A 25,080-nucleotide genomic window follows, 5' to 3' on the forward strand; every position below is an offset into this window, starting at 1 on the left:
ACTATCCCGCCACGCTACCTCGCGCGCCATGCATCAGCAACTGCCCATGCCCAGTTGCATCAACGCCAGCCCGCCGCGCTGCCAGCCCCACCACGCGATACCAGCCAGCGCCAGGCCAAGCCCCAGCACCAGAGCGATCACCAGTGGGCGCTTCACGCCGCCCCCAGCGCGGCACGCTCGACCGGGCGCTCGCGCACCGGCCAGTTGAGCAGACCGGCCAGCAGGCTGAGGAGGATGGAAACCTGCCAGACCAGGTCGTAGTTGCCGGTGTGGTCATACACGTAGCCGCCCAGCCAGCCGCCGAGGAAGGCGCCGAGCTGGTGGAACAGGAAGGTGATGCCACCGAGCATCGACAGGTTGCGCACGCCGAACAGGGTCGCGACCGTGCCGTTGGTGAGCGGCACGGTGGACAGCCACAGCAGGCCCATGGCGATGCCGAAGGCGTAGGCCGTCCAGACGCTCAGCGGCGCCCAGATGAAGGCGACGATCACCACCGCGCGCAACAGGTACAGGCCGGTGAGCAGCCGGGGCTTGCTCATCCGCCCGCCCAGCCAGCCGGCAATGTAGGTGCCAAAGACATTGAACAGACCTACCAGCGCCAGCACCGTGGTGCCGACGGTGGCGGGCAGGTGGCGGTCCACCAGGTAGGCCGGCAGGTGCACACCGATGAATACCACCTGGAAGCCACAGACGAAAAAGCCCAGGGACAGCAGCCAGAAGCCGGAATGCCCGGCCGCCTCGCGCAGCGCCTCGCCCAAGGTTTGCTCGTGGCCCTGCATCGGCAGCGGCTTGTCCTTCATCAGCACCGCCAGCGGCACGATGAAGGCCACCAGCAGGCCCAGCGCCAGCAGCGCAGCGGACCAGCCCAGCCAGCCGATCAGTCCCAGGGTGCCCGGCAGCATGGCGAACTGGCCGAAGGAACCCGCTGCCGCCGAGATGCCCATGGCCATGCTGCGGCGCTCCAGCGGCACCGCACGCCCCACCGCACCGAGGATCACCGAGAACGAGGTGCCCGAAAGGCCAATGCCGATCAGCAGGCCGGCGCTCATGGACAGGCTGAAGGCCGAGTCGGAATAGCCCATCAGCACCAGCCCGACGGCATAGAGAATGCCGCCCACCAGTACCGTGCGCATCGCGCCGAAGCGGTCGGCAATGGCGCCGGTGAACGGCTGGGCGATACCCCAGATCAGGTTCTGCAGAGCGATGGCAAAGGCGAAGGTCTCACGCCCCCAGCCGAATTCGGCGCTCATCGGCGCGAGGAACAGGCCGAAGCCATGGCGGATGCCCAGGGACAGGGCGAGGATCAGGGCGCCGGATAGCAGTATCCAGAACCCCGTGCGCGACAGCTTCGACATCGATTGCTCCTACACGGGTATATACCCGCTTTTGTTCGTTCTTCCAAATGGCATGCAGGCCGCCGCTAGCTCTCCAGCGCGGCCAGTTCATCCAGCAAGGCTTCCAGCTGACGGCACTTTTCATCGCCCAGATGCGACGCCACGTCCAACTGCGCCGCGTCCCAGGCATCGCGACCGCGCACGATGCGCTCGAGCCCGGCCGGAGTCAGCACCACGATACGGTTGCGCTGATCCTCACCCTCTTCCAGCTTCACCAGGCCATCGGCCTCCAGCGGCTTGAGGTTGCGCCCCAGCGTGCTGCGGTCCAGGCCCATGGCCTCGGCCAGCTCGGAGATGCTCGGCTGCTCCAGCCGCGACAGGTGCCGCAGCAGGGAAAACTGCGCAGTGGTCAACCCGACGCCCTTCAGGGCATCGTCATAGACGCGGGTCACGGCGCGGGCCGAGCGGCGCAGTTTGGTGCAGAGGCATTGGGTGGTCAGCATGGATGCATGTATATACCCGCATCTGCGGAGCGGTCAATGGCCGACGCGACCAATTGTCCCATCTGGCCGATTGTCCCATCTGCCAATGCATGGCGTTGGCGCAGCCAAGGGCATCACGCGGAGCCAGCCGTATAACTGCGGCCATCCAGCCCCGCGCTTCCGACGGGGCGCATCACGGTCCGAGGTCCCCGATGCCCGTCTACAAAGCTCCGCTGCGCGATACCCGCTTCCTGCTCAATGAAGTCTTCGACTTCCCTGCCCACTACCAGAATCTGGTGAATGGCGGCGAAGCCACGCCGGACATGGTCGACGCCATCCTCGGCGAATGCGCCAAGCTTTGTGAGGAAGTGATCGCCCCGCTCTACCACAGCGGCGACGAGGAAGGCTGCCACCTGGAGAACGGCGAGGTGCGCACGCCCAAGGGCTTCAAGGAAGCCTATGACGCCTATGTGGCCGGCGGCTGGCAGGGCCTGTCGCACCCGGTGGAATACGGCGGCCAGGGCCTGCCGATGAGCCTGGGCGCGCTCAAGCAGGAGATGATGGGCACCGCCAACTGGCCGTTCTCGATGTACCCGGGCCTGTCGCTGGGCGCGATGAACACCGTGATGCAGCATGGCACCGAGGAGCAGAAACGCACCTACCTCACCCCGCTCACCGAAGGCCGCTGGGGCGGCACCATGTGCCTGACCGAGCCGCAATGCGGCACCGACCTGGGCCAGGTGAAGACCCGCGCGGAAACGAACGCCGACGGCAGCTATGCGATCACCGGCACCAAGATCTTCATCTCCTCCGGCGAGCACGACCTCACCGAGAACATCGTTCACATCGTCCTCGCCCGCCTGCCGGACGCACCGAAAGGCACGCGCGGCATCTCGCTGTTCATCGTGCCGAAGTTCCTTCCGGGCGAAGGCAATACGCTCGGCCCGCGCAACGGCGTCACCTGCGGCGCGCTGGAAAAGAAGATGGGCATCAAGGCCTCGGCCACCTGCGTGATGAACTTCGACGGCGCCACCGGCTACCTGATCGGCGAGCCGAACAAGGGCCTGGAGTGCATGTTCACCTTCATGAACAGCGCCCGCATCGGCACCGCCATACAAGGTGTGGCCACCGCCGAACTGGCCTACCAGGGCGCGCTGGCCTATGCCCGTGAGCGCCGCTCCATGCGCGCCCTCTCCGGCACCAAGGAACCGGGCGAGATCGCCGACAGCCTGATGCACCACGGCGACGTGCGCCGCATGCTGCTGACCCAGAAGGCCGTGGCCGAAGGCGGCCGCGCGCTGATCTACCTGGCGACCCAGTACGCCGACAAGATGATCCAGGGCCTGCTGACCAACGACAACGCGGAGTACGACCGCTGGGACGACAAGCTCGGCTTCCTCACCCCGATCCTCAAGGGCTGCCTGACCGAACTGGGCCTGGAGAGCGCCAACCTGGGCATGCAGGTGTTCGGCGGCCACGGCTACATCAAGGAACACGGCATGGAGCAGATCGTCCGCGACGCGCGGATCGCCACGCTCTACGAAGGCACCACCGGCATCCAGGCGCTGGACCTGCTCGGCCGCAAGGTGCTGCTGATGACCCAGGGCAAGGCCGTGCGCGACTTCACCCGGCAGGTGGCGAAGTTCGCCGTCGACCTGCTCAAGCAGGAGCCGGCCATGCGCGGCCGCGCGCTCACGCTTCTCAAGCTCTGCGCGCAGTGGAATCTGCTGACGCTGCGCATAGCCCTCACCGCCCGCAAGCAACGCGACCTGGTGAGCACCGCCAGCCACGACTACCTGATGTTCTCCGGCTACGCCGCGCTGGCGTATTCCTGGGCACTGCAGGAAGCCGCCGCGCGCAAGCGCCTGCGCCAGGGTGGCAGCGAGTCGAGCGACTTCTACAAGGCGAAGATCGCCACCAGCGACTTCTACTTCGCCCGCCTGCTGCCGCGCGCCAAGGGGCATGCATCAGCGATGGCCAAGCCGGTGCGCTCGATCATGGGATTGAAGACGGAACACTTCGCCTTTGATTGACCAAGGCGCTAATGGTGGTCCTCGCTCGCACCTGCCTGACCTCCTTGCGCGAACTTCAGCCCTCTCCCCCGCCCTGGCTGCGCGCCCCGCTCCGAAGGGAGAGGGCGCCGTCCGTGCCAACTGAAACCGTGGCGTCAACCTGCACCATACTGCCCCTCTCCCTTCAGGGAGAGGGGCCCTTGCGCGAGCTCACGCCTTGCGTGGAGAACGCAATCAGAGCGCCAACGCCACCAGCACCGCGCACTCGATCATCTCCAGCATCGCCCCGGCGGTATCCCCGGTGGTGCCGCCCAGGCGGGCGATGAAGCGGCTGCGCAGCCAGACGAACAATGCCAACGCGACCGCCAGCGCCAGCAGGCCGGAAAGGCCCACCAGCACCATCAGCGCCGCGTTGGCCGCCAGCACCCACGGCATTGCGCCACGCGGGAGATGGTCGGCCAGCGCCTGGCCCAGCCCGCCCTTGCGCGCATAGTCGGTGGTGAAGAACAGCAGCGGCAGCGCGCAGCGCCCCAGCCAGGGCGCCAGCAGCAGGCCCCAGTGCTGGTGATTGCCCAGGACGGCGGTGATCGCCGCGAATTTGAGCAGCAGCAACAGCACCAGCGCGACCACCGCCGCCGGGCCGCAGCGCGGGTCCTTCATGATCGCCAGGGTACGCTCGCGATCACCCAGGCCGCCGATCCAGGCGTCCGCGGTATCGGCCAGGCCATCGAGGTGCAGCGCGCCGGTGAAGGCGACCCACACCAGCAGGATCAGCGCCGCCTGCAACAACAGGTGCACGCCGCCGAGCAACCCGCCCATGGCGAACAGCACCGCACCGATCAGCAGGCCCACCAACGGGTAGTACAGGGTGGCGCGGCCAAACTGCTCAGGCGTCGGCATGTGCCCCAGGCGTACCGGCAGGCGGGTGAGGAACTGCAGCGCCACCAACGGCAGCAGCCAGTCGCTGAGTTGGACGGCGTGCGCGTCCGCCCCGCTCTGCTCGGCGGGCTCGGCTGCCTCTTGCTCGCGGTCCGGGTGTGTCATCAGTTGCTTGCCTTGTGGATGCGCCAGCCGTCGCCGTTGCGGGTCACGTCCAGCGCCATGCATTCGCCGTGGGCCACCACCACCTCCAGCAGGCGCTTTGCCGGCAGGCCGCTGGCCAGCGCGCCGAGCAGGCGCATCACGCCACCGTGGGTGACCACCAGCACGGACGATCCGGCATGGGCCTGGTAGAGGCGTTCCAGCGCTGCGAAGACACGGGATTCAAAGTCGCCCATGGCCTCGCCACCGGGCGGCGCAAAGGCGTAAGGATCGTTCCAGAAGCGCTCCAGCGCCACGGCGTCCGTCTCCATCAGCTTAGCTGGCGAAAGGCCTTCCCACTGCCCGAAATCCAGCTCCTGCAGGCCCGGTTCGAAGCCCAGCGGCAAGCCATGGCGCGCCGCCAACTCCTCGGCGAAAGCCGCGCAACGTTGCAGCGGCGAGCTGACCAGCGCCGACCAGCGGCATTCATTGCCCAGTGCATCACGCATCTGCGCCCAGCCGGTTTCGGTCAACGCATCGTCCAGGCGCCCGCGAAAGCCACCGCCGAGTTCGGTCTCGCCGTGACGCAGCAACTCCAGGCGCAATGTCATGCCGGGCGGTCCGACACCGCTGCCTCGGCGAAGGTCGCCATGCCACTGTGCAACCGGCACGCCTGGCGCAGCAACGGCACCGCCAGCGCTGCGCCGCTGCCCTCGCCCAGGCGCAGCCCAAGGTCCAGCAAGGGCTCGGCGTTGAGCGCGGCCAGCACGCGGTTGTGCCCCGGCTCGGCGCCGGCGTGGGCGAACAGCAGCCAGTCGCGGCAGCCGGGGTTCAGGTGCGTGGCGCACAGTGCGGCAGTGGTGCAGATGAAACCGTCCACCAGCACCGGGATGCCCTTCTGCGCGCAGGCGAGATAGGCGCCCACCAGCGCGGCGATCTCGAAACCGCCGAGACGGCACAGCGCCTCGAAGGGCTCGTCGCAATGGGCGCGGTGCAACGCCAGCGCGCGATCGATCACCTCGACCTTGCGTGCGACGCCCTGCGCATCCAGTCCAGTGCCGGGGCCGACCAGAGCCTGCGCCGGCTCATCCAGCAGGGCGCAGGCCAGCGCCGCCGCCGAACTGGTATTGCCGATCCCCATTTCACCGCCAATGAACAGCTCCGCACCGGCCTGCTGCGCACGGCGCACGGATTCGCGGCCGGCTTCCAGAGCGATCAGGCACTGCGCAGCGGTCATCGCCGGCTCTTTCGTGAAGTTCGCGGTGCCGGCGCCGACCATCACATGCAGCACACCCGCCAGCGGCTCAAGCGGCGTGGCGGTGCCCAGGTCGATCACCTCCAGGCGCGCATCGAGGTCGCGGGCCAGCACGCTGATCGCCGCACCGCCGCGCACGAAGTTGCGCAGCATCTCCACGGTCACCGCCTGCGGATAGGCCGACACGCCCTCGGCGACCACCCCGTGGTCACCGGCGAACAGGGCGATCCAGATGTGCTCCAGAGCCGGCCGCTCGCGTCCCTGCAGGCCGGCCAGACGGATGGTTTCCTCTTCCAGCCGGCCCAGCGCGCCGCGCGGCTTGGTCAGTTGGTCCTGGCGCGCGGCGGCTTTGTCCTGCGCGACGCGGTCTATCGGCTGGGTCGATTGCAGCCACCATTGCAGACTCATAACGCTTCCCCCTTCAACACCATGGGCAGGCCGGCGACGGTGAACACCACGCGCTCGCTGAGCTCGGCCAGGGACTGGTGCAGCCAGCCGGCCTCGTCGACATATCGGCGGCTGAGCTCGCCCATCGGCACCACGCCCAGCCCGGTTTCGTTGCTGACCAGAATGATTCGTCCGGGCAGTTGCGGCAGCGTTTCCAGCAGCGCGTCGATCTCGCTGCGCAGGCGCCAGCCATCTTCGTGGATCAGCAGGTTGGTGACCCACAGGGTCAGGCAGTCCACCAGCACGCATTGCTTTGGCGCCGCCAGGCGTTCCAGCACGTCGGCCAGGGCCAGCGGTTCTTCCACCAGGCCCCAGTGTTCGGGGCGGCGCTCGCGGTGCTGGAGGATGCGCGTGGACATCTCGCCGTCGCCGGCCTGGGCCGTGGCAACGTAGGTGACCGGCAGGCCGCTTTCCTGCGCCAGGCGCTCGGCCAGGCGGCTCTTGCCCGAACGGGCACCGCCGAGGATCAGTTCAAGCATGGAGACTTCCTCAGCACGAGGCTTTTGTAGGATGGGTGGAGCCTGCGATACCCATCGCGGCTGAGCGCAGGTCTGATGGGTATCGCTGCGCTCCACCCATCCTACGAAGACGCCAGTGCCCCGTAGGGCGGATAACGCCTCCGGCGTTATCCGCCGAAATCGCAGCGAGGAGAGAAGGCGGATAACCGCGAACGGTTATGCGCCCTACAGTCCGCATAGCGCTCTCAATTTTTCGGTATCCAGATGCGCCTCCACCTGATCGGCCAGGCGCTCGATGTCACGTTCGCGCAGGGCGTGGTAGTCGATGCTCTGCACCTCACCCAGCCCGGCCCAGCGCAGCAGTGCCGAACTGGATGCGGCGGACTCGAACAGGCCGTGCAGGTAGGTGCCCATCACCTGACCGTCGTCACTCACTGCGCCGTCAGTGCGACCATCGCTCAGGCGCACGGCCGGGTTCGCCAGCGCCGGGCCTGCGGTGACGCCGGCATGAATCTCGTAACCACTCACCGGGGCGCCTTCCAGCGCCAACTGGCCGCTGACATTGCGCAGCTGCTTCTCGGGTTCCAGCACGGTGGTCAGATCCAGCAGGCCCAGACCGTCGCTCTCCCCCGCCGCGCCTTCCAGGCCATGCGGGTCGGCCAGAGTCCGGCCAAGCATCTGCAAGCCGCCGCAAATACCCAGCAGCTTGCCGCCGTAGCGCAGGTGTCGGCGGATTGCTTCTTCCCAGCCCTGGGCACGGAGGAAGGCCAGGTCCGGCCGCACGCTCTTGGAGCCGGGCAGGATGATCAGGTCCGCCGGCGGGATCGGCTGGCCAGGGCCGACGAAGGTCAGCTCCACCTGCGGGTGCAGGCGCAGCGGATCGAAGTCGGTGTGGTTGCTGATGCGCGGCAGCACCGGCACCACCACGCGCAGGCGTTCGCCGGCCTTGCGGGCCTGGCGGGTGTCGATGGCGTCCTCGGCTTCCAGGTGGAAGTCCATCAGGTACGGCAGCACGCCGAGCACTGGAACGCCGGTGCGCTCTTCCAGCCAGTCGAGGCCGTTCTGCAGCAATGCGATGTCGCCGCGGAAACGGTTGATGACGAAGCCCTTCACCCGCGCCCGCTCGCTCTCGCTGAGCAACTCCAGGGTGCCGACCAGGTGAGCGAATACGCCACCGCGGTCGATGTCGGCGATCAGGATCACCGGGCAGTCCACCGCCTCGGCAAAACCCATGTTGGCGATGTCGTTGGCGCGCAGGTTGATCTCCGCCGGCGATCCTGCGCCCTCCACCATCACCACCGGGTACTGCGCGCTCAGGCGCTGATGGGAGTCGAGCACCGCCTGCATCGCCACGCGCTTGTAGTCGTGGTAAGCCACGGCGTTCATGCTGGTCACCGCGCGGCCATGGATGATGACCTGGGCGCCGGTATCGCTGTTGGGCTTGAGCAGCACCGGGTTCATGTCGGTGTGCGGCGCCAGGTGGCAGGCCTGCGCCTGCACTGCCTGGGCACGGCCGATCTCGCCTCCGTCAGCCGTCACCGCACTGTTGAGCGCCATGTTCTGCGGCTTGAACGGCGCCACGGCCACGCCCTGCCGGCGCAGCCAGCGGCACAGTGCGGTTACCAGCGTGCTCTTGCCCGCGTCGGATGTGGTGCCCTGCACCATCAGCGTGCTCACCGCAGGTTCTCCATCTGGTTGAAGGTGCGCAGGCCATGCTCCAGGCGCTCCCAGCCCTTCTCGTCCGGGGGCAGGCCGAAGCGCAGGCTGGCCGGCGTCTCGAACAGACGCACGAGGACGCCCTGGCGCGCCAGGTGATCGCGCAGCGCGTGGGAGCGCATCGACACCACCCACTGGAACAGCGGCGTGCCGCCCTGCGGGGCGAAACCGTGCTCCCCGAGCAGCCCGGCCAGATGCCGGCTGGCCTCATGCAGATCGCGTCGCCGCTGGATGTGTTCCTGGAACTCGCCCAGCACCGCCTGCGCGACCCAGCGCGTCGGGCCGCTCACCGACCAGGGGCCGAGCAGTTTCGCCAGGCTCTCCAGCAGGCGCGGTTCGGCGAAGGCGAAGCCCAGGCGCGCACCGGCCAGGCCGAAGAACTTGCCGAAGGAGCGCAGCACGATCAGCCCGGGACGGCTGGCACAACTGGGCGCCAGGCTGAGCTCGGGCGTGCAGTCCATGAAGGCTTCGTCCACCACCAGCCAGCCGCCGCGTTCCTGCAGGCGCGCATGCCACTCCAGCAGCACGCCGGCCTCGATGCGCCGGCCGGTGGGATTGTTCGGGTTGACCACCACCAGCACGTCGAAGCGCTCCAGGTGATGGGGGACTTCCTGGTCGCTGACCTCGCGCAGGATGTGCCCGGCGGCACGCCAGGACTCGGCGTGCTCGGCGTAACAGGGCGAGACGACGCCGACCTTGCCCGGCCGGCGCAGCCGCGGCAGCAACTGGATCGCCGCCTGGCTGCCGGGCAGCGGCAGCAGCTTTTCGGCACTGTAGTAGCGACGAGCGGCGGCTTCCAGGCCGTCGCCGTCTTCGGGCAGGCGCATCCATGAAGCCGCCGGCACGCTGGGCAAAGCCCAGGGCCAGGGCGAAATACCGGTGGACAGGTCCAGCCATTCGGCGAGCGGAATGCCGTACTGCTGCGCCGCTTTGCGCAACCGGCCGCCATGTTCGAGCATCAGAGCACTCCCAGGATGAGGATGACCGCCAGCCAGAGCAGCACGCCCTGGCGCACCAGGGCCTGCGCGCGCCAGATGTCCGTGGCGGTCGGCGCCGGGCCTTCGCCCAGCTGGGGGCGTTCGTGGAGTTCGCCGTGGTAGCGGGCGGAGCCGCCGAGCGACACGCCCAGCGCTCCCGCGCCGGCCGCCATCACCGGGCCGGCGTTGGGGCTGTCCCATTGCGGCGCCTGTGTGCGCCAGCAGCACAGGGCGAGACGGGTGTGGCCGAGCAGCGCATAGGTAAACGCCACCAGGCGCGCCGGAATGTAATTGAGCGCATCGTCGACCTTCGCCGCGGCCCAGCCAAAGCGTTCGAAGCGTGCGTTGCGGTAGCCCCACATGGCGTCGAGGGTGTTGCTCAGGCGATAGAGCACCACGCCCGGCGCGCCGGCCACGGCGAACCAGAACAGCGCGGCATACACCGCATCGCTGCCGTTCTCCAGCACCGATTCGGTGGCGGCGCGGGCTACGGCAGTGTCGTCCAGCTCAGCGGTTTCGCGGCTGACCATGTAGCCCACGCGCAGCCGCGCTTCATTCAGGTCGCCGGCGCGCAGGGCGACTGCCACCGGCTCGGCATGTTCGCCCAGGCTGCGCAGGCCTAGCGCGGCATACAGCGCGAGCGCCTGTACAACCCAGCCGACATAGGGCAGCAGACTGAGCAGCAGCGCGACCAGCGTCAGCGGGATCACCGCCAGCACCCAGGCGGTGACGCCATGGCTGCGCCAGCCGAGGCCGGGGGTATCGCTTCTGGAGATTTCGGAGTGGCTTGATGCCCCCTCTCCCCCACCCTCTCCCTGAAGAAAGAGGGAGTTAATCTGGAGTTGCTGGCCAGCACTGTGCTCGCCGGAAATATCGGAATGTGGCACGGCACGAATATCCCCTCTCCCTTCAGGGAGAGGGCGCTCTGGCGCACGCGACCGATTGAACCTCCGCTCCAATCGATCCGCCAACCGCCCGAACGCCACCAGCGGATGCCAGCGTTTCGGCTCGCCCAGCAGGGCGTCCAGCGCCACGCCGAGGACGCTCAGCAAGGCCAGGCTCATGCCTTCTCTCCCCAGCGGTTTTCGAACACCAGCTCGTCCAGCGAGCGCGGCTGACGCCAGCCTTCCAGGGCCAACATCGGCGCGGGATAGAACTCGCTGACCGGCCCCAGGCAGATCACCGCCACGGCCTCCGCTCCTGCCGGCAATCCGAGCAGCTCGCCCAGCGCGGCCGGATCAAACAGCGAGACCCAGCCCATCCCCAGACCTTCGGCGCGGGAAGCCAGCCAGAGGTTCTGGATGGCACAGGAGAGCGAGGCCAGGTCCATGTTCGGCAGCGTGCGACGGCCGAAGACGTGCGCCTCGCGCCCCTCCATCAGCGCGGCCACCAGCACCTCGGCGCAGTCGAGCACACCCTCGACCTTCAGCCGCATGAACTCGTCGGAACGCTCGCCGAGCGCCTCGGCGGTGCGCACACGCTCTTCCTCCACCAGCGCATGGATCGATTCACGCAGTTCTCGCGAGGTGACGCGGATAAACCGCCACGGCTGCATCAGGCCGACGCTGGGCGCCTGGTGAGCCGCTTCGAGCAAACGCGCGAGCAGTTCGGGCGCCACCGTGCCGCCGCTGAAGTGGCGCATGTCACGGCGCTCGGCAATGGCACGGTAGAGCGCGGCGCGCTCCTCAAGGCTGTAGGCGTGCTCGGTCATGGTCCGACGCTCTTCATGGTCTGAGCAGGGCTGCTGCGGCGTCCGGGTCGGACGGCAGGTAGAAGTGGATGTAGGAGGCGGTGAGCCGGCCGCGGCGGAACACCGCTTCGGCCACCGGCTTGTCGTTGGGGCAGACGCCACAGGCCAACGGTTTCTCGCGGCTGTCGAGCATCGAGTGGTGGAAGGTGTGCCCGCGCAGGGTGCCTTCGGGCAGCGTCACGGCCTGCAGCGCTAGCGCGGCGAGGCGTTTCTGCATGCGTGCCTCGCCCGGCAGCAGGCCAAGCAGCGGCGCGCGTTCGCCGGCTACGTCGGTCAGCGCGTCGAGCAGATAGAGCATGCCTCCGCACTCGGCGAGGATCGGTTTGCCCATCTCGTGGTGCGCGTGGATGGCCTGGGCCATCGCGCGGTTCTCGGCCAGCGCCCGCAGGTGCAGCTCCGGGTAGCCGCCGGGCAGGTAGAGGCTGTCCACCTCCGGCAGCGCCACGTCACGCAGCGGCGAGAAGAACACCAGTTCGGCGCCCAGTTCGCTCAGCAGGTCGAGGTTGGCCTGATAGAGGAAGGCAAAGGCATTGTCCCGCGCCACACCGATGCGTACGCCATCGAGGCCGGAGGGCTGGCTGCGTGGCTCGGGCGCGGCAAAGCTCACCGGCGCCGGCAGCTCGGTACTCGCGCTGGCCGCCAGGGCATCGGCGGCGGCGTCCAGGCGGGCGTCGAGGTCGGCCAGTTCGTCGGCCTGCACCAGGCCGAGGTGGCGGCTGGGCAACTCCACTTCGGTATCGCGCGGCAGCGCGCCATACCAGCGAATCCATTCCGGCAGGCTGTCGCGCACCAGGTCGCGGTGGCGCTGGCTGCCGATGCGGTTGGCGAGCACGCCGGAGAACGGCAGGTCGCTCTGGTAGGTCGCCATGCCGACCGCCATCGCACCGAAGGTCTGCGCCATGGACTGGCCGTTGATCACTGCCATCACCGGCACATCGAAGCGCCGCGCCAGGTCGGCCGCCGAGGGCGAGCCGTCGAACAGGCCCATCACGCCCTCGATGAGGATCAGGTCGGCCTCGCCGGCCGCCTCCCAGAGCAGGCGGCGGCTCTCCCGCTCGCCGACCATCCAAAGGTCCAGCTGGTAGACCGGCGCAGCACTGGCGCGGGCGAGGATCATCGGGTCGAGGAAATCCGGTCCGCACTTGAACACCCGCACCTTGCGTCCGAGGCGCGTGTGCAGGCGCGCCAGGGCGGCGGTCACGGTGGTCTTGCCCTGGCCCGAAGCGGGCGCGGCGATCAGCAATGCGGGGCATTGGCGCGAGCTCATCGGGCGCGCTCCGCCACAACGGGATGCATCAGAACTCCACCCCTTTCTGCGCCTTGATGCCGGCCTTGAAGGCGTGCTTCACCAGGCCCATCTCGGTCACGGTATCCGCAGCCTCGACCATGGCCGGCTGCACCCCGCGGCCGGTCGCAACCACGTGCTGCATGGGCGGGCGCGCCGCAATATCAGCGAGCACGGTGTCCAGCTCCAGGTAGCCGTGCTTGAGGGCGATGTTCACCTCGTCCAGCACCACCAGGCCCACTTCCGGGTCGGCCAGCAGCTGGCGCGCGACTTCCCACGCCGCCTGCGCCTTGGCGATATCGCGCTGGCGGTCCTGGGTTTCCCAGGTAAAACCTTCGCCCATCACGTGGAAGCTGACCTCATCGGGAAAGCGGCGGAAGAACGCTTCCTCGCCGGTGGTGGCGGCGCCCTTGATGAACTGCACCACGCCCACCTTCATGCCGTGGCCCAATGCGCGGGCGACCATGCCGAAGGCCGAGCTGCTCTTGCCCTTGCCGTTGCCGCTGTTGACCAGGAACACGCCGCGCTCGCCCTGGGCCTGGGCGATCTTCTCGTCGATCACCTCCTTCTTGCGCTGCATGCGCGAGCGATGGCGCTCGTCCTTTTCCGGGGATTCAGTCATGAAAGGATGCTCCAGATAGGCATTGCGCAGGCGTCAGGCCGCCGGCCGGGTAGCAGCGCACGAGAAATTGAATGGGCAGACGAGCCAGTGGCGCGCGCGGGCGCATGCGGCAGAGGTCGCCCAGCACGCGGGCTGTCGACCTGGGGAACAGGGAACTCAACTGAAGGATTCTCCGCCGCTCTCACCCGCGCGGCACTGACCAGTCGGGGCAGGCGGAGGACGGCAACGCGCGGCGCAGGCGGCCGGCGTCGGCAGCGCCTCCCGCGATGCCATGCGATGCGACAGGCCGGTCTCCGGGCTTGCGAGTGGAAGCGCGTGGCGTTTCCGAAGAACCGCGCCTTCCCATGCCGGAGCACAGTGGCGGATTGCGGTTCGAGGCTCGCTTACCGTTGCGGGGGCAGCGCCGGAATGGTCGATTGCGCATCGATGTCACCGGCTTCCCTGTTTCACTCGCGGCTCGCACCGAGAGCACCTGAAGCAGGCGCGCAGCTTAGTGGCTGGCGGCCTGGGGCGTCAATTGAAGAGGATGTCGCCGAGCGGGTCACAACTCCGGGCAGCCGCTCTAAAAGGCGACACACATGTCCAATCATGGCAGTGTGTAACTCCGCTAGAATGCGAACCATGACGATGACCGCCCAGCCCGGCCAGCTTCAACTCGACCCCTCCGCCAGCCCACCACTGATGCACGTCAGCGGTGACTGGACGCTCGCGCATTTCTCCGCGCTGGAAGCCCAGGTTGCCGCTCAGCGCCACGCAGAGTGCCCCGCCGAGCTGGATTTTGCCGGTCTCGGCGCGCTGGACACCGCCGGCGCCGCGCTGCTTGCCGAGATCATCGGCGGTGCGCGCATGAGCCAGCTGGAGCAGATCGCCCGCAACCTTCCCGCCGAACGCCAGGCATTGCTGCGCGCCGTCGGCAGCGCCATCACCCAGTGCCGCCTGGACGAAAAGGCACCGGAGCCGGGCAACGCGCTGGTCGATGTGCTGGAACGCATCGGCATCGCCACCCTGACCTTCCGCGAACACCTGGTCGGCGTGCTCGGCTTCATCGGCCTGACCCTGCAGACGCTGCTCAGAAACCTGCTGCGCCCGCGTCGCTGGCGCCTCACCTCGCTGGCCGCGCATATGGAGGAAACCGGGCTGGACGCCGTGCCCATCGTCGCCCTGCTGACCTTCATGGTCGGCGCGGTGGTGGCCTTCCTCGGCGCCACGGTGCTGCAGAAATTCGGCGCACAGATCTACACCGTCGACCTGGTGGGCTTCTCCTTCCTGCGCGAATTCGGCGTACTGCTCACTGCGATCCTGCTCGCCGGCCGCACCGCCAGCGCCTTCACCGCGCAGATCGGCTCGATGAAGGCCAACCAGGAGATCGACGCCATCCAGGCGCTGGGCCTGGACCCGATGGAGCTGCTGGTGCTGCCACGGGTGCTGGCCCTGCTGCTGACCCTGCCGATGCTGACCTTCCTGGCGATGATCTCCGGCATCTTCGGCGGCGGCGTGGTCTGCGCCCTGAGCCTGGATATCTCACCGCGCATGTTCCTCTACATGCTGCAGAACGACATTGCCGTGCAGCATTTCCTGGTGGGCATCGTCAAAGCCCCGGTGTTCGCCTTCATCATTGCCGTGATCGGCTGCCTGGAAGGCTTCCGGGTCAGCGGCAGCGCGCAGTCGGTGGGCGAGCACACGACCTCCAGCGTGGTCCAGTCGATCTTCGTGGTGATCCTGCTGGATGCGGTCTTCGCGCTGTTCTTCATGGAGATGGGCTGGTGAGCGAACCGATCATCGTCGTCCGTGACCTGGCCAACCGCTTCGGCACCCACGCCGTGCACGAGCACCTGGATCTCGACGTGATGAAGGGCGAGATCCTCGGCGTGGTCGGCGGCTCGGGCACCGGCAAGTCGGTGCTGCTGCGCAGCATCATCGGCCTGCGCCAACCCAGCGAAGGCAGCGTGCATGTGTTCGGGCAGAACCTGCCGGCGCTGCCGCCGCTGGAGCGCTCGAAGCTGGAACGGCGCTTCGGCGTGCTGTTCCAGAACGGCGCGCTGTTCTCCTCCCTGACCGTGAGCGAGAACATCTGCCTGCCACTGATCGAGCATGCCGGGCTGTCCCGCGCCGACGCGCAATTCATGGCCAAGGTGAAGATTTCCCTCGCCGGCCTGCCGCCGGATGCCGGCGGCAAATACCCAGCCGAGCTCTCCGGCGGTATGGTCAAGCGCGCCGCCCTGGCCCGCGCCCTGGCGCTGGACCCGGACATCCTGTTCCTCGACGAGCCCACCGCCGGCCTCGACCCGATTGGCGCGGCGGCTTTTGACCAACTCATCCTGACCCTGCGCGACGCCTTTGGCCTCACCGTGTTCCTGGTCACCCACGACCTGGACACCCTCTACACCATCTGCGACCGCGTCGCCGTGCTCTCGCAGAAGCGCGTGCTGGTGGTAGGTCCGCTGGACCAGGTCGCCCAGACCGACGACGCCTGGGTGCAGGACTACTTCCACGGCCCCCGCGGCCGTGCCGCGCTGCAGGCCACCGAACACCTGCGGGAGGAAAGCTGAATGGAAACCCGTGCCCATCATGTGCTGATCGGCCTGTTCACCCTGGTCGTGTCGATCGGCGCGCTGCTCTTCGCGCTGTGGCTGGCGCAGTCGAGCAACGACCAGCATTACAAGATCTACGACGTGATCTTCAACGAGGCGGTGACCGGCCTGTCCGAAGGCGGCACCGTACAGTACAGCGGCATCCGCGTGGGCGACGTGACGTCCCTGCGCCTGGACCCGAACGACCCGCGCAAGGTCCGCGCACGCATCCGCGTGTACGACAGCACGCCGATCCGCGAAGACACGCGCGCCAAGCTGGCTCTCACCGGCGTCACCGGCCAGGCCATCATCCAGCTTTCCAGCGCCGCCCAGGACAGCCCGCCGCTGGCCAGCAAGGACGGCGAAGTGCCGGTGATCAAGACCATCCCCTCGCCCTTCGCCAAGCTGCTGGCCAACGGCGAGGACATCGCGACCAATATCAATAACCTGATCAACAACGTAAACCGCATGTTCTCCCAGGAGAACGTCGACCGCATCAGCCGCACCCTGGACCACATCGACCAGGCCACCGGCGTAGTCGCCGAGCAGCGCGATGACATCCGCCAGACCTTCAAGGAGCTGGCCGCCGCCAGCGAGCAGGCGCGCATCACCCTGGCCAACGCCAGCCAACTGCTCGAGCGCGCCAACCAGACGCTGGGCGGCAAGGGCCAGGACATCCTCGACGACACCCAGAAGACCCTCGCCTCGCTGCGTACCAGCAGCGAGCGGGTGGAGCAGTTGCTCAACAGCAACTACGACTCGGTGAACGGCGGACTCGATGGCCTCGGCGAGATCGGCCCGGCCATCCGCGAACTGCGCTCTACCCTGGAAGACCTGCGCGGCGTCACCCGCCGCCTGCAGGAAAACCCCACCGGCTACCTGCTCGGCCGCGAACGCAACAAGGAGTTCCAGCCATGACCGCCCTCCCACGCCTGCTCGGTGTTGCCGCCCTGGTCAGCCTGCTGGGCGCCTGCTCGATCCTCCCGGAAGCGGAGAGCCCCGACTTCTACCTGCTGCCGGCCACCCAGCAGCCCGCGCGCAGCAATGCGCCGGTGAACTGGTCGCTGCGCATCAGCGCGCCCAGCGCCAGCCTCGCGCTGGACAGCAACCGCATCGCCGTAGTCCCGCAGGGCAGCCAGATCAGCAGCTATCAGGGCGCGCGCTGGAGCAACCGCGCCCCAGGCCTGCTGCGTGATCGCCTGCTCGACGCCTTCACCGCCAACGGCAGCGTGCGCGCCCTGAGCAGCGACGAAGCCAGCCTGCAGGCCGACCTCGACCTGACCGGCGACCTGCGCGCCTTCCAGAGCGAATACCAGAACGGCAATCCAGTGATTCATATCCGCTACGACGCCCGCCTGGTGCGCACCCTCGGCCAGCGCATCGTCGCCTCGCGCACCTTCGAGGTCCGCCAGCCGGTGGGCGGCAAACAGGTGCCCGAGGTGGTCAGCGCCTTCGGCAAGGCCGCCGACCAGCTTTCGGCTCAGGTAGTGGAGTGGACGTTGCAGCAGGGGCAGCAGCAGAAGATCGTCCCGCCCGCGCACTGAGCACTTCTTAAGCCCGTAGGGCGCAGAACCCGGCACGGGGGATCCGCCACGACACCAACGGCGGGTAACGCCCATGGCGTTATCCGTTCCACTTCAGCCGCCCCTCTTGCTGGCCAGGCGATAGCCTTGGGTCGGGCTGCGTGGAGTACCAGGCTGGGACATCTCAACGCAGCCCGCCAGCAGAGCCGGGTTGAGGTAGTTGTTACGAAAGCTCGTGCGATGCGAGAGTTGCTCCATCAGATCGCCAACGCTGAGCACTTCCTCCTGACGAAACATCGACGACAGTCGCCCCACTGCAGGCTCCAGAGCCGAGCTTAATGAGCTCCGGTGCGCTGCAGCGCTCCATGATGGGCCGGATGGCCTATTAGATCGGCTTCCTCACGCGCCGGCTCGAGCCCCCACCTCAATGGAGCGCGGGGCGGCTTGGGAAATCCTGAGCTGCCACTTCCGGTCAAGGCAGGAGCCTCGATTGGTTGGGTTTTCCCACGAATTCCTTATCGGACATTCCCTCTCCGCGAATGGTATTTCCGTATCAAGCGAGATACAGTGCGGCGCGCTTCGGCCCGGCCAAAGCAGATTTTTTTCTCGCGTGATGCCACCGACCCGGCAACACCCGAATGGCAGTTCGAGGATTTTTCGTGCGCAGCGCAGGTAATTTCCGCTACGACATCAATGGCCTGCGGGCCTGGGCGGTTGTCGCGGTGGTGTTGTATCACTTCGGTTTCAGTTGCTTCAGCGGCGGCTTCGTCGGTGTAGATGTCTTCTTCGTCATCTCCGGCTACCTGATGACCGGAATCATCCTCGGCGCGCTGGCCGCACCCAGTGGCTTCTCGTTCTGGTCCTTCTATCTCGCACGCGCCCGCCGCATCCTTCCTGCACTGCTGATGCTCTGCGCGGTGCTGCTGGCGCTGGGTTGGTTCCTGCTGCTGCCATCGGACTACCAGCGCCTGGGCAAGCATGTCTGGGGTAGCGTGCTGTTCACCTCCAACCGCATGTTCATGAAAGAAGCCGGCTACTTTGACGTCGCTTCCCATGACAAGTGGCTCCTGCATACCTGGTCGCTGTCGGTGGAATGGCAGTTCTACCTGCTGTTCCCTGTGCTGCTGGTAGCAGCCTGGCGCTGGTTCGGCGGTCGCCGATGGCTGCTGCCGTTGCTGGGCGCACTGGCACTGGCATCACTTGGCTATTGCCTGGTGCTTGCGCTCAAGGCGCCGTCGAAAGCCTTCTACTTCTTTCCTGCCCGGGCCTGGGAACTGCTGGCCGGCGGAGTCGTCTTTCTCATCCAGTCCCGCTGGCAACCCAGTTCGCGGCAGAGCACCTGGATAGAACGCACCGGCATGGCGCTCATCATTGGCGCGCTGCTGCTGATCACGCCCCAGATTCGCTGGCCCGGCCTGCCCAGCCTCATTCCCGTGGGCGGCGCGGCTCTGGTACTGCTGGCTCGTCGCGACCGGGCCCTGCTGACGGCCAATGCACTGGCGCAATGGCTGGGGACACGTTCCTATTCGATCTATCTCTGGCACTGGCCATTGGTAGTGGCACTGACCTACTTCGAACTCTCCATGCAGCCGCTGGCAGTCGCCGCGGCCCTGCTGCTGACGCTGCTGCTGGGGCACCTGTCGTATCACTGGATCGAACAACCCAGCGGCCGCCGGCTCGGCCAGCTGCGCCCGCTGGTGGCGACAGCGCTGGTGGTGATTGCCGTGGTCATCGTGGCCGGACCTGCAAAAGTCATACGCAACGCCGAATTCGCCCACCGCCTGCCTGAAGCGGTGCAACGCGTGGCAGCCGAACGCGACAACCATAATCCGCGTCTCGGCGAGTGCGATGCCAGGACGCAGTGCCAGTATGGCGGTCCGAACACCCGCGCCATCGTGCTGGGCGATAGCCATGGCCAGGCAATCGTCAATGCCATAGTCGCCAGCCTGCCGGAGCCCGATGACGGCGTCCTGTTCATCGGCACCAGCGGTTGTCCGATCATCTTCGGTGCCCAGTTGGACAGCCCCAAGCAGGAGGTCTGCCAGAAGATCCTCAGCCGCCTGCAGCAGACCCAGGCCAGCCTGCTGCCCGGCACGCCGGTGATCGTGATCAGTCGAACGTCCTACTATGTCTTCGGCGGGCTGGAGGGCGAAGCGGACGTCACGCCCCATAAGCCGGTCCTGTACTTCACCAAGCCCCAGGACAGGCCCAGCGAATGGCTCTTGAAGCAATACCGCGAGCATTACGTCGAGACCGCCTGCGCGTTGGCGGCAAACCATCCGCTGTACCTGGTACGCCCCACCCCGGAAATGGGTGTACGGGTTCCAGAGGCTTTGGGTCTCGCACTGCTGTTCAAGCGCGAGCGCAAACTCTTTGTCAGCCGCGAGGCCTACCAGCAACGCCATGCGTTCGTCAGTCAGGTACAGGACGTCGCCAGCAAACAATGTGGCGCCCGCATTCTCGACCCAATCCCCTACCTGTGCGATGACCAGCAGTGCTCAGCCAGCCACAAGGGCCGGCCGATGTACTACGACGACGATCATCTGAGCGAGTTCGGCAACCGCTTCCTGGTCCCCATGTTCCGGCCGATTTTCTCCGAACATTCGATGGGTGAAGGTCACGTCTACCAGCACGGCGAGGACAGGCAAAAGCCGCTCTGAGCTTGCCGTGCGCCACGGCAAATCTTGAGCGCTTGCGGCGCAACGGGAATCAGCGGCAGTGGTAAGGGCTTTCGCCCTCCAGCTCCTGGTCCGTCTCCACGTCCCTGATGGTGACGATGGCCTTCGGGTAGACCGAGCAGAGCGAATTGCGCACGGTGTAGATACCACTGCCATGGGCGAGGAACTTGCCGTTGCTCAGAGCCTTGCCGGACTCGTCGTGGGCGCTGACTTCGTAGTTGCCGGTCATGGTGATGCAGCCGGCGAGCGCCAGCAGGGAAAGGATCGGAACGAGGACTTTCATGGATTCTCCTTGAACGCGAGGCGCTCCTCCTGCCTGGGCATAGGACGGCGCGGGTGTCGATCCGTGACGGGTTCGCGAGAGCAGGAATGGCCAGCCAGCATGGCAAGGTCGATGTGGATACGACCCATGCCGGTCGCCGCAGTTCAGGGAGCGCCCCCGCAAGAGCGCCGGCTGAAGGTGTTTCGGACGAGAGGTGATATCAGCGCTTGCCCATCGAGCGACGCGAGCCGCGCGGGTGCGGCGGGCGGTACTCGGCCTGGTCGTGAGGCTTGCGATGCTGGTAGGCGGTTCTCGCCTGCTGCTGCGCCGCAAGGGCGGCCTTGGCCAGCTCGGCCAGGGAGAGTTTGGGTTGTTCCTGCGCGTTGTCGGCGCTGTCTTCGCGGGGCGGCTGCTGAGAGGACGTCATGGGTAGACCGGTTCTGAAAGGTTCGAAACGGCACATAGGATAGCCGATCCCGGCCTGTTCCGGCTGCCCACTCGCACGAACGGTGGGCGCAGGGTCATCAGCTCGGCGGGAACAGCGTATCGGGCCGGCGAACGTACTCCACCGCTTCGGCCTGGGTCAGGACCCAGATCTGGCTGATACGGCTGTCCAGGCCCATCTTGATGCCGACGAACTTGCCGGTGATTTTCGGCAACTGCCCGTAGACCATGAAGCGGTTGTCCTCGTCGCGGATGCGGATGGACACCGACAACGGGTAACTGATGGTTTTCTTGTACAGCCCGAGCGTCATGACCTGGCGCAGCAGCGTCGGCTTGGGTCGCTTCAGGGTGATCACCGGGAACACGGCGCTGTCGACGAAGCCCACCATCATTCCCGAAGGGATCACCCGATCAGCCAGCGCCGGGCTGCTCAGCCCCAACAACAAGGCAAAGGCTCCGAGCAGCTGAAGCGTCCAGCGTGGCAGCGAAGCGCGTGAGGGTACTGCTGAAGTCATCGGATTTCCCGCCCTGGTTTTCCTGTTTTCGTTATCGCCCGGTCAGTGATCCCGGATCTGAGGGTGGAGCGTAGCGGTTCGCTGCGCCGCTGTCCGTACATTGATTCACAGCCTCCGGAGATTGCCACGCAAAGCGGGATGATGATCGCGCGACATTGCCGTGCAAGTCGGCGTCACGCGTCGGCCAGCCACATTGCAGCGAGCCTTCGCGCACTCTATCGTGACGCATCCCGCCGTCACACCGAGAATTCCCCATGAGCGCCCTGCGTGAAGCTCTCGCCCGCTTTTCCCGTCTCGAACTGGCCGGCGGCCCGACGCCGCTCGACAAGCTGGAGCGGCTGTCCGCACACCTGGGCCGCGATCTGTATGTGAAGCGTGACGATACGACGCCCTTCGCCCTGGGCGGCAACAAGGTACGTAAACTGGAATTCCTCGCTGCCGATGCCCTGAAGGCCGGCGCCGACACCCTGGTCACCGCCGGCGCGATCCAGTCCAACCACGTGCGCCAGACTGCCGCCGTCGCTGCCAAGCTTGGCCTGCGCTGCGTGGCGCTGCTGGAAAACCCCATCGGCACCGATGACCACAACTACCTGAGCAACGGCAACCGCCTGCTGCTGGACCTGTTCGGCACCGAAGTCGAGCTCGTGCCCAACCTCGATACCGCGGACGAACTTCTGGCACAGACCGGCGAACGCTTGCGCCGCGAGGGCTGCAAGCCCTACCTCGTGCCCATTGGCGGCTCCAACGCACTGGGCGCCCTGGGCTACGTGCGCGCCGGACTGGAATTGGCGGAACAGATTCGCGCCAGCGGCCAGGAGTTTTCTGCCGTGGCGCTCGCCTCCGGCAGCGCGGGCACCCATGCGGGCCTGGCGATTGCGCTGGCCGATGCCCTGCCGGGGCTGGACGTCATTGGCGTGACCGTCTCGCGCACCGACGCGGCACAGCGGCCGAAGGTGGAAGGGCTGATTGAACGCACGCTGGAGCTGCTCGGCCACAACGCCTCGGCAGTACCGAAAGTGCAACTGTGGGATGAGTATTTCGGCCCGCGTTACGGCGAAGCCAACGCCGGTACGCTGGAGGCGGTGCGCCTGCTGGCGAGCCAGGAAGGCCTGCTGTTGGACCCGGTCTACACCGGCAAGGCCATGGCCGGATTGCTCGATGGCATCCGCCGTAATCGCTTCTTCAAGCCGGGACCGATCCTGTTCCTCCACACAGGCGGCTCGCCGGCACTGTTCGCTTATCATTCAGCGACCTCACTCAAATAACAATCAGAACTACGTATGTAATTTTTTATTATTTTATTGCATAACAATTCTGCCCATATAGTCGCCACGCGTTGACTAACCTGCTTAAAACACCAAAAACGGGGACCACCATGACCTTCTCCGCACTGCGACGTCATTTTCTGCTTGCCAGCCTGACCCTCACCCTCGGCGCCAGCCTTTTCGGCCAGGCCCAGGCCGCCGAAGACCTGCTTGCCCAGATCAAGTCCAAGGGCGAAGTCCGCGTCGGTCTCGAGGGTACTTACCCGCCCTTCAGCTTCCAGGACGAGAACGGCAAGCTGGCCGGCTTCGAAGTGGACTTCTCCAACCTGATCGCCAAGGAGCTGGGCGCTACCGCCAAGCTGCAGCCGACCAAGTGGGACGGCATCCTCGCTGCGCTGGAATCCAAGCGCCTGGACCTGGTGATCAACCAGGTGACCATTTCCGAGGAGCGCAAGAAGAAGTACGACTTCTCCGACGCCTATACCGTCTCCGGCATCCAGGCACTGGTGCGCAAGGGTGACGAAGGCAAATACGACACGCCGGAGAAACTGGCTGGCGTGAAGGTCGGGGTGGGCCTGGGCACCAACTATGAGCAGTGGCTGCGCGAGCATGTGCCGCAAGCTGACGTGCGCACCTACGAAGACGACCCCACCAAATTCCAGGACCTGCGCAGCGGCCGCATCGACGTGATCCTGGTGGACCGCCTCGCCGCCTTCGACATGGTCAACAAGACCAAGGGCGCCATGGCGCTGACCGGCGCGCCCTTCGCTCGCCAGGAAGCCGGCATCGCCCTGCGCAAGGGCAACCCGGAACTGCTCGCGGCACTGAACAAGGCCATCGAGAAATTCAGGGCTGATGGCACGCTGAAAACACTTTCGGAGAAATGGTTCCAGGCTGACGTCACCCAATGATCGAGGAAAGCCTGCAGCTAGCGCTGGATTCCGCGCCCTTCCTGCTCAAGGGCGCGGTCTTTACGGTAGTCCTCAGCGTTGGCGGCATGTTCTTCGGACTGCTGCTCGGCTTCGTACTGGCGCTGATGCGCCTGTACGGCTTCACCCCCGTGCGCTGGATCGCGCGCATCTACGTGTCGTTCTTCCGCGGCACGCCGTTGCTGGTCCAGCTCTTCATGATTTATTACGGCCTGCCCCAGGCCGGCATCGAGCTCGACCCGTTGCCGGCGGCGCTGATCGGCTTCTCGCTGAACATGGCCGCCTATGTCTGCGAAATCCTCCGCGCTGCCATCGGCTCCATCGACAAAGGCCAGTGGGAAGCCGCCGCCAGCATCGGCATGACCCGCGCCGAGACCCTGCGCCGGGTGATCCTGCCGCAGGCCGCGCGCACCGCCTTGCCGCCACTGGGCAACAGCTTCATCTCGCTGGTCAAGGACACCGCCCTGGCCGCCACCATCCAGGTCCCGGAACTGTTCCGCCAGGCCCAGCTGATTACCGCGCGCACCTTCGAGGTCTTCACCCTGTACCTCGCAGCGGCACTCATCTACTGGATCCTCGCGAGCATCCTGTCGCACCTGCAGAATCGCCTGGAAGACCGGGTCAACCGTCATGACCAGGAGCACGACGCATGATCGAAGTACGCCAGCTGACCAAGCAGTTCCGAGGGCAGGAGGTGCTCAAGGGGATCGATCTGACCGTGGAGGCCGGCGAAGTGGTCGCGATCATCGGTCCCAGCGGCTCGGGCAAGACGACCCTGCTGCGCTGCCTGAACCTGCTGGAAGCGCCCAATGGCGGGACCATCCAGGTTGGCGACATCCTCATCGACGCCTCACGGCCGCTCAGCGGACAGCAGGGACTGATCCGCAAGCTGCGCCAGCACGTGGGCTTCGTCTTCCAGAACTTCAACCTGTTCCCTCACCGCACCGCGCTGGAGAACGTGGTGGAAGGCCCGATTATCGTGAAGAAGGAGCCACGCGCCCAAGCCATCGAGCGTGCCCGCCAGTTACTGGCGAAGGTCGGGCTGGCCGGCAAGGAAGACTCTTACCCCAAGCGCCTCTCCGGTGGCCAGCAACAACGCGTCGCCATCGCACGCGCCCTGGCCATGCAGCCGGACGTGATCCTCTTCGATGAGCCCACCTCGGCGCTGGACCCGGAACTGGTCGGTGAAGTCCTGTCCACTATCCGCGGCCTGGCCCAGGAAAAACGCACCATGGTCATCGTCACCCACGAAATGAGCTTCGCCCGCGACGTCGCGAACCGGGCGATCTTCATCGACAAGGGGGTGATCGTCGAACAGGGCGACGCCAAGGCACTGTTCGCTCACCCGAAGGAAGAGCGCACCCGTCAGTTCCTCAGCAAGTTCCTCGACCAGGGCGAGAAGCGCGCAGCGGAATAGAATCGAATTAGTCGATCGATATGCGCCGATATTTGCGCTTTTTTATCGATACAGTGCGAGAGAACATAGTCCCATGAACCGCGCGGCCAGGCCCACCCGCCAGCCGCGCCCCAAGAGGA

Annotated in this window: 27 protein-coding genes and 1 riboswitch; of the genes, 10 read left to right on the forward strand and 17 right to left on the reverse strand. The window is 66.6% G+C overall.

Translation table 11 applies throughout. The features are described from left to right. Window positions 1-33: 33 nt before the first annotated feature. The 3 genes from MJ122_RS30005 to MJ122_RS03240 form a co-directional block, all read right to left on the reverse strand. Window positions 34-156 (reverse strand): hypothetical protein, encoded by a 123-nt coding sequence (locus MJ122_RS30005; RefSeq protein WP_275590609.1) that lies wholly within the window; start codon window positions 154-156, stop codon window positions 34-36. Further along, complete coding sequence (locus MJ122_RS03235) at window positions 153-1,346, reverse strand: MFS transporter (RefSeq protein ID WP_239742807.1); 1,194 nt, start codon at window positions 1,344-1,346, stop codon at window positions 153-155. The genes MJ122_RS30005 and MJ122_RS03235 overlap by 4 nt, the downstream gene beginning before the upstream one ends. Window positions 1,347-1,420: 74 nt before the next feature. Continuing rightward, window positions 1,421-1,837: a MarR family winged helix-turn-helix transcriptional regulator gene (locus tag MJ122_RS03240; RefSeq protein WP_088416471.1), complete on the reverse strand. Its 417-nt coding sequence runs from the start codon at window positions 1,835-1,837 to the stop codon at window positions 1,421-1,423. Between the two features lie 191 nt (window positions 1,838-2,028). On the opposite strand from MJ122_RS03240, the gene MJ122_RS03245 reads away from it, so the two are divergent. Beyond that, a complete protein-coding gene (locus MJ122_RS03245; protein WP_239742245.1) occupies window positions 2,029-3,849 on the forward strand; it encodes an acyl-CoA dehydrogenase C-terminal domain-containing protein in 1,821 nt (606 codons plus the stop codon). Between the two features lie 213 nt (window positions 3,850-4,062). On the opposite strand, the gene MJ122_RS03250 is transcribed toward MJ122_RS03245, so the two are convergent. The 10 genes from MJ122_RS03250 to cobO form a co-directional block, all read right to left on the reverse strand. Continuing rightward, entirely contained in the window at window positions 4,063-4,785 is a 723-nt protein-coding gene (locus tag MJ122_RS03250; RefSeq protein ID WP_239742810.1) for an adenosylcobinamide-GDP ribazoletransferase, read from the reverse strand. 86 nt (window positions 4,786-4,871) lie between these two features. Next, entirely contained in the window at window positions 4,872-5,459 is a 588-nt protein-coding gene (gene cobC, locus MJ122_RS03255) for an alpha-ribazole phosphatase family protein (protein ID WP_088416469.1), read from the reverse strand. Further along, window positions 5,456-6,511 (reverse strand): nicotinate-nucleotide--dimethylbenzimidazole phosphoribosyltransferase, encoded by a 1,056-nt coding sequence (gene cobT / locus MJ122_RS03260; RefSeq protein WP_239742247.1) that lies wholly within the window; start codon window positions 6,509-6,511, stop codon window positions 5,456-5,458. The genes cobC and cobT overlap by 4 nt, the downstream gene beginning before the upstream one ends. Next, on the reverse strand, window positions 6,508-7,029 hold the full coding sequence (gene cobU / locus MJ122_RS03265; protein WP_239742249.1) for a bifunctional adenosylcobinamide kinase/adenosylcobinamide-phosphate guanylyltransferase: 522 nt from the start codon (window positions 7,027-7,029) through the stop codon (window positions 6,508-6,510). Before cobU ends, cobT begins: the two co-directional genes overlap by 4 nt. 204 nt (window positions 7,030-7,233) lie before the next feature. Next, entirely contained in the window at window positions 7,234-8,673 is a 1,440-nt protein-coding gene (locus MJ122_RS03270) for a cobyric acid synthase (protein ID WP_239742812.1), read from the reverse strand. A gap of 8 nt (window positions 8,674-8,681) precedes the next feature. Further along, window positions 8,682-9,683, reverse strand: a complete 1,002-nt coding sequence (gene cobD, locus MJ122_RS03275) for a threonine-phosphate decarboxylase CobD (protein ID WP_239742251.1) — start codon at window positions 9,681-9,683, stop codon at window positions 8,682-8,684. Further along, on the reverse strand, window positions 9,683-10,765 hold the full coding sequence (gene cbiB / locus MJ122_RS03280) for an adenosylcobinamide-phosphate synthase CbiB (protein ID WP_239742254.1): 1,083 nt from the start codon (window positions 10,763-10,765) through the stop codon (window positions 9,683-9,685). Before cbiB ends, cobD begins: the two co-directional genes overlap by 1 nt. Then, complete coding sequence (gene bluB, locus MJ122_RS03285) at window positions 10,762-11,412, reverse strand: 5,6-dimethylbenzimidazole synthase (protein ID WP_239742257.1); 651 nt, start codon at window positions 11,410-11,412, stop codon at window positions 10,762-10,764. Before bluB ends, cbiB begins: the two co-directional genes overlap by 4 nt. A gap of 13 nt (window positions 11,413-11,425) precedes the next feature. Beyond that, window positions 11,426-12,718 carry a cobyrinate a,c-diamide synthase gene (locus MJ122_RS03290; RefSeq protein ID WP_239742258.1) on the reverse strand — a complete coding sequence of 431 codons (1,293 nt, stop codon included), beginning with the start codon at window positions 12,716-12,718 and terminating at the stop codon, window positions 11,426-11,428. 28 nt (window positions 12,719-12,746) lie between these two features. Then, window positions 12,747-13,358: a cob(I)yrinic acid a,c-diamide adenosyltransferase gene (cobO, locus tag MJ122_RS03295; protein ID WP_239742260.1), complete on the reverse strand. Its 612-nt coding sequence runs from the start codon at window positions 13,356-13,358 to the stop codon at window positions 12,747-12,749. 266 nt (window positions 13,359-13,624) lie between these two features. After that, window positions 13,625-13,849: riboswitch (cobalamin riboswitch) on the reverse strand. Window positions 13,850-13,979: 130 nt separating this feature from the next. On the opposite strand from cobO, the gene MJ122_RS03300 reads away from it, so the two are divergent. Genes MJ122_RS03300 through MJ122_RS03315 form a run of 4 tightly spaced genes read left to right on the forward strand, consistent with a single transcriptional unit; the run spans window position 13,980 to window position 17,472 of the window. Then, entirely contained in the window at window positions 13,980-15,125 is a 1,146-nt protein-coding gene (locus MJ122_RS03300; protein WP_239742262.1) for an MlaE family lipid ABC transporter permease subunit, read from the forward strand. After that, window positions 15,122-15,907: an ATP-binding cassette domain-containing protein gene (locus tag MJ122_RS03305; protein WP_088416459.1), complete on the forward strand. Its 786-nt coding sequence runs from the start codon at window positions 15,122-15,124 to the stop codon at window positions 15,905-15,907. The genes MJ122_RS03300 and MJ122_RS03305 overlap by 4 nt, the downstream gene beginning before the upstream one ends. After that, complete coding sequence (locus tag MJ122_RS03310; protein ID WP_088416458.1) at window positions 15,908-16,846, forward strand: MlaD family protein; 939 nt, start codon at window positions 15,908-15,910, stop codon at window positions 16,844-16,846. It begins immediately after the preceding gene. Beyond that, the gene (locus tag MJ122_RS03315; RefSeq protein WP_239742264.1) at window positions 16,843-17,472 is read left to right on the forward strand and encodes an ABC-type transport auxiliary lipoprotein family protein; all 630 of its coding nucleotides are present in this window, start codon (window positions 16,843-16,845) and stop codon (window positions 17,470-17,472) included. Before MJ122_RS03310 ends, MJ122_RS03315 begins: the two co-directional genes overlap by 4 nt. A gap of 93 nt (window positions 17,473-17,565) precedes the next feature. Here the strand turns inward: MJ122_RS03315 and MJ122_RS30155 are convergent, their stop codons facing one another. Next, on the reverse strand, window positions 17,566-17,766 hold the full coding sequence (locus MJ122_RS30155; protein WP_345772970.1) for a Fic family protein: 201 nt from the start codon (window positions 17,764-17,766) through the stop codon (window positions 17,566-17,568). Window positions 17,767-18,110: 344 nt separating this feature from the next. Here MJ122_RS30155 and MJ122_RS03320 point away from each other — a divergent pair, with 344 nt between their 5' ends. Beyond that, entirely contained in the window at window positions 18,111-20,111 is a 2,001-nt protein-coding gene (locus tag MJ122_RS03320; RefSeq protein ID WP_239742266.1) for an acyltransferase family protein, read from the forward strand. A 49-nt stretch (window positions 20,112-20,160) separates the two neighbouring features. On the opposite strand, the gene MJ122_RS03325 is transcribed toward MJ122_RS03320, so the two are convergent. The 3 genes from MJ122_RS03325 to MJ122_RS03335 form a co-directional block, all read right to left on the reverse strand. Continuing rightward, complete coding sequence (locus tag MJ122_RS03325; RefSeq protein ID WP_017522161.1) at window positions 20,161-20,412, reverse strand: hypothetical protein; 252 nt, start codon at window positions 20,410-20,412, stop codon at window positions 20,161-20,163. A 199-nt stretch (window positions 20,413-20,611) separates the two neighbouring features. Further along, window positions 20,612-20,818, reverse strand: coding sequence for a hypothetical protein (locus MJ122_RS03330; protein WP_088416454.1), 207 nt, complete (start codon window positions 20,816-20,818; stop codon window positions 20,612-20,614). A 97-nt stretch (window positions 20,819-20,915) separates the two neighbouring features. Continuing rightward, window positions 20,916-21,350 (reverse strand): hypothetical protein, encoded by a 435-nt coding sequence (locus MJ122_RS03335; protein WP_239742268.1) that lies wholly within the window; start codon window positions 21,348-21,350, stop codon window positions 20,916-20,918. A 254-nt stretch (window positions 21,351-21,604) separates the two neighbouring features. Here MJ122_RS03335 and MJ122_RS03340 point away from each other — a divergent pair, with 254 nt between their 5' ends. The 4 genes from MJ122_RS03340 to tcyN all read left to right on the forward strand — a co-directional run bounded on the left by MJ122_RS03340 (window position 21,605) and on the right by tcyN (window position 24,961). Continuing rightward, window positions 21,605-22,615, forward strand: a complete 1,011-nt coding sequence (locus tag MJ122_RS03340; protein ID WP_239742270.1) for a D-cysteine desulfhydrase — start codon at window positions 21,605-21,607, stop codon at window positions 22,613-22,615. A 110-nt stretch (window positions 22,616-22,725) separates the two neighbouring features. Further along, window positions 22,726-23,526 carry a cystine ABC transporter substrate-binding protein gene (tcyJ, locus tag MJ122_RS03345; protein ID WP_088416452.1) on the forward strand — a complete coding sequence of 267 codons (801 nt, stop codon included), beginning with the start codon at window positions 22,726-22,728 and terminating at the stop codon, window positions 23,524-23,526. Beyond that, on the forward strand, window positions 23,526-24,197 hold the full coding sequence (gene tcyL / locus MJ122_RS03350) for a cystine ABC transporter permease (protein ID WP_239742814.1): 672 nt from the start codon (window positions 23,526-23,528) through the stop codon (window positions 24,195-24,197). Before tcyJ ends, tcyL begins: the two co-directional genes overlap by 1 nt. After that, a complete protein-coding gene (gene tcyN, locus MJ122_RS03355) occupies window positions 24,194-24,961 on the forward strand; it encodes an L-cystine ABC transporter ATP-binding protein TcyN (RefSeq protein ID WP_239742273.1) in 768 nt (255 codons plus the stop codon). The genes tcyL and tcyN overlap by 4 nt, the downstream gene beginning before the upstream one ends. The last annotated feature ends 119 nt before the right edge of the window (window positions 24,962-25,080 follow it).

Origin of the sequence: Pseudomonas sp. DP-17 (assembly GCF_022380625.1) — a bacterium.
Lineage (GTDB): Bacteria > Pseudomonadota > Gammaproteobacteria > Pseudomonadales > Pseudomonadaceae > Pseudomonas > Pseudomonas nitroreducens_A.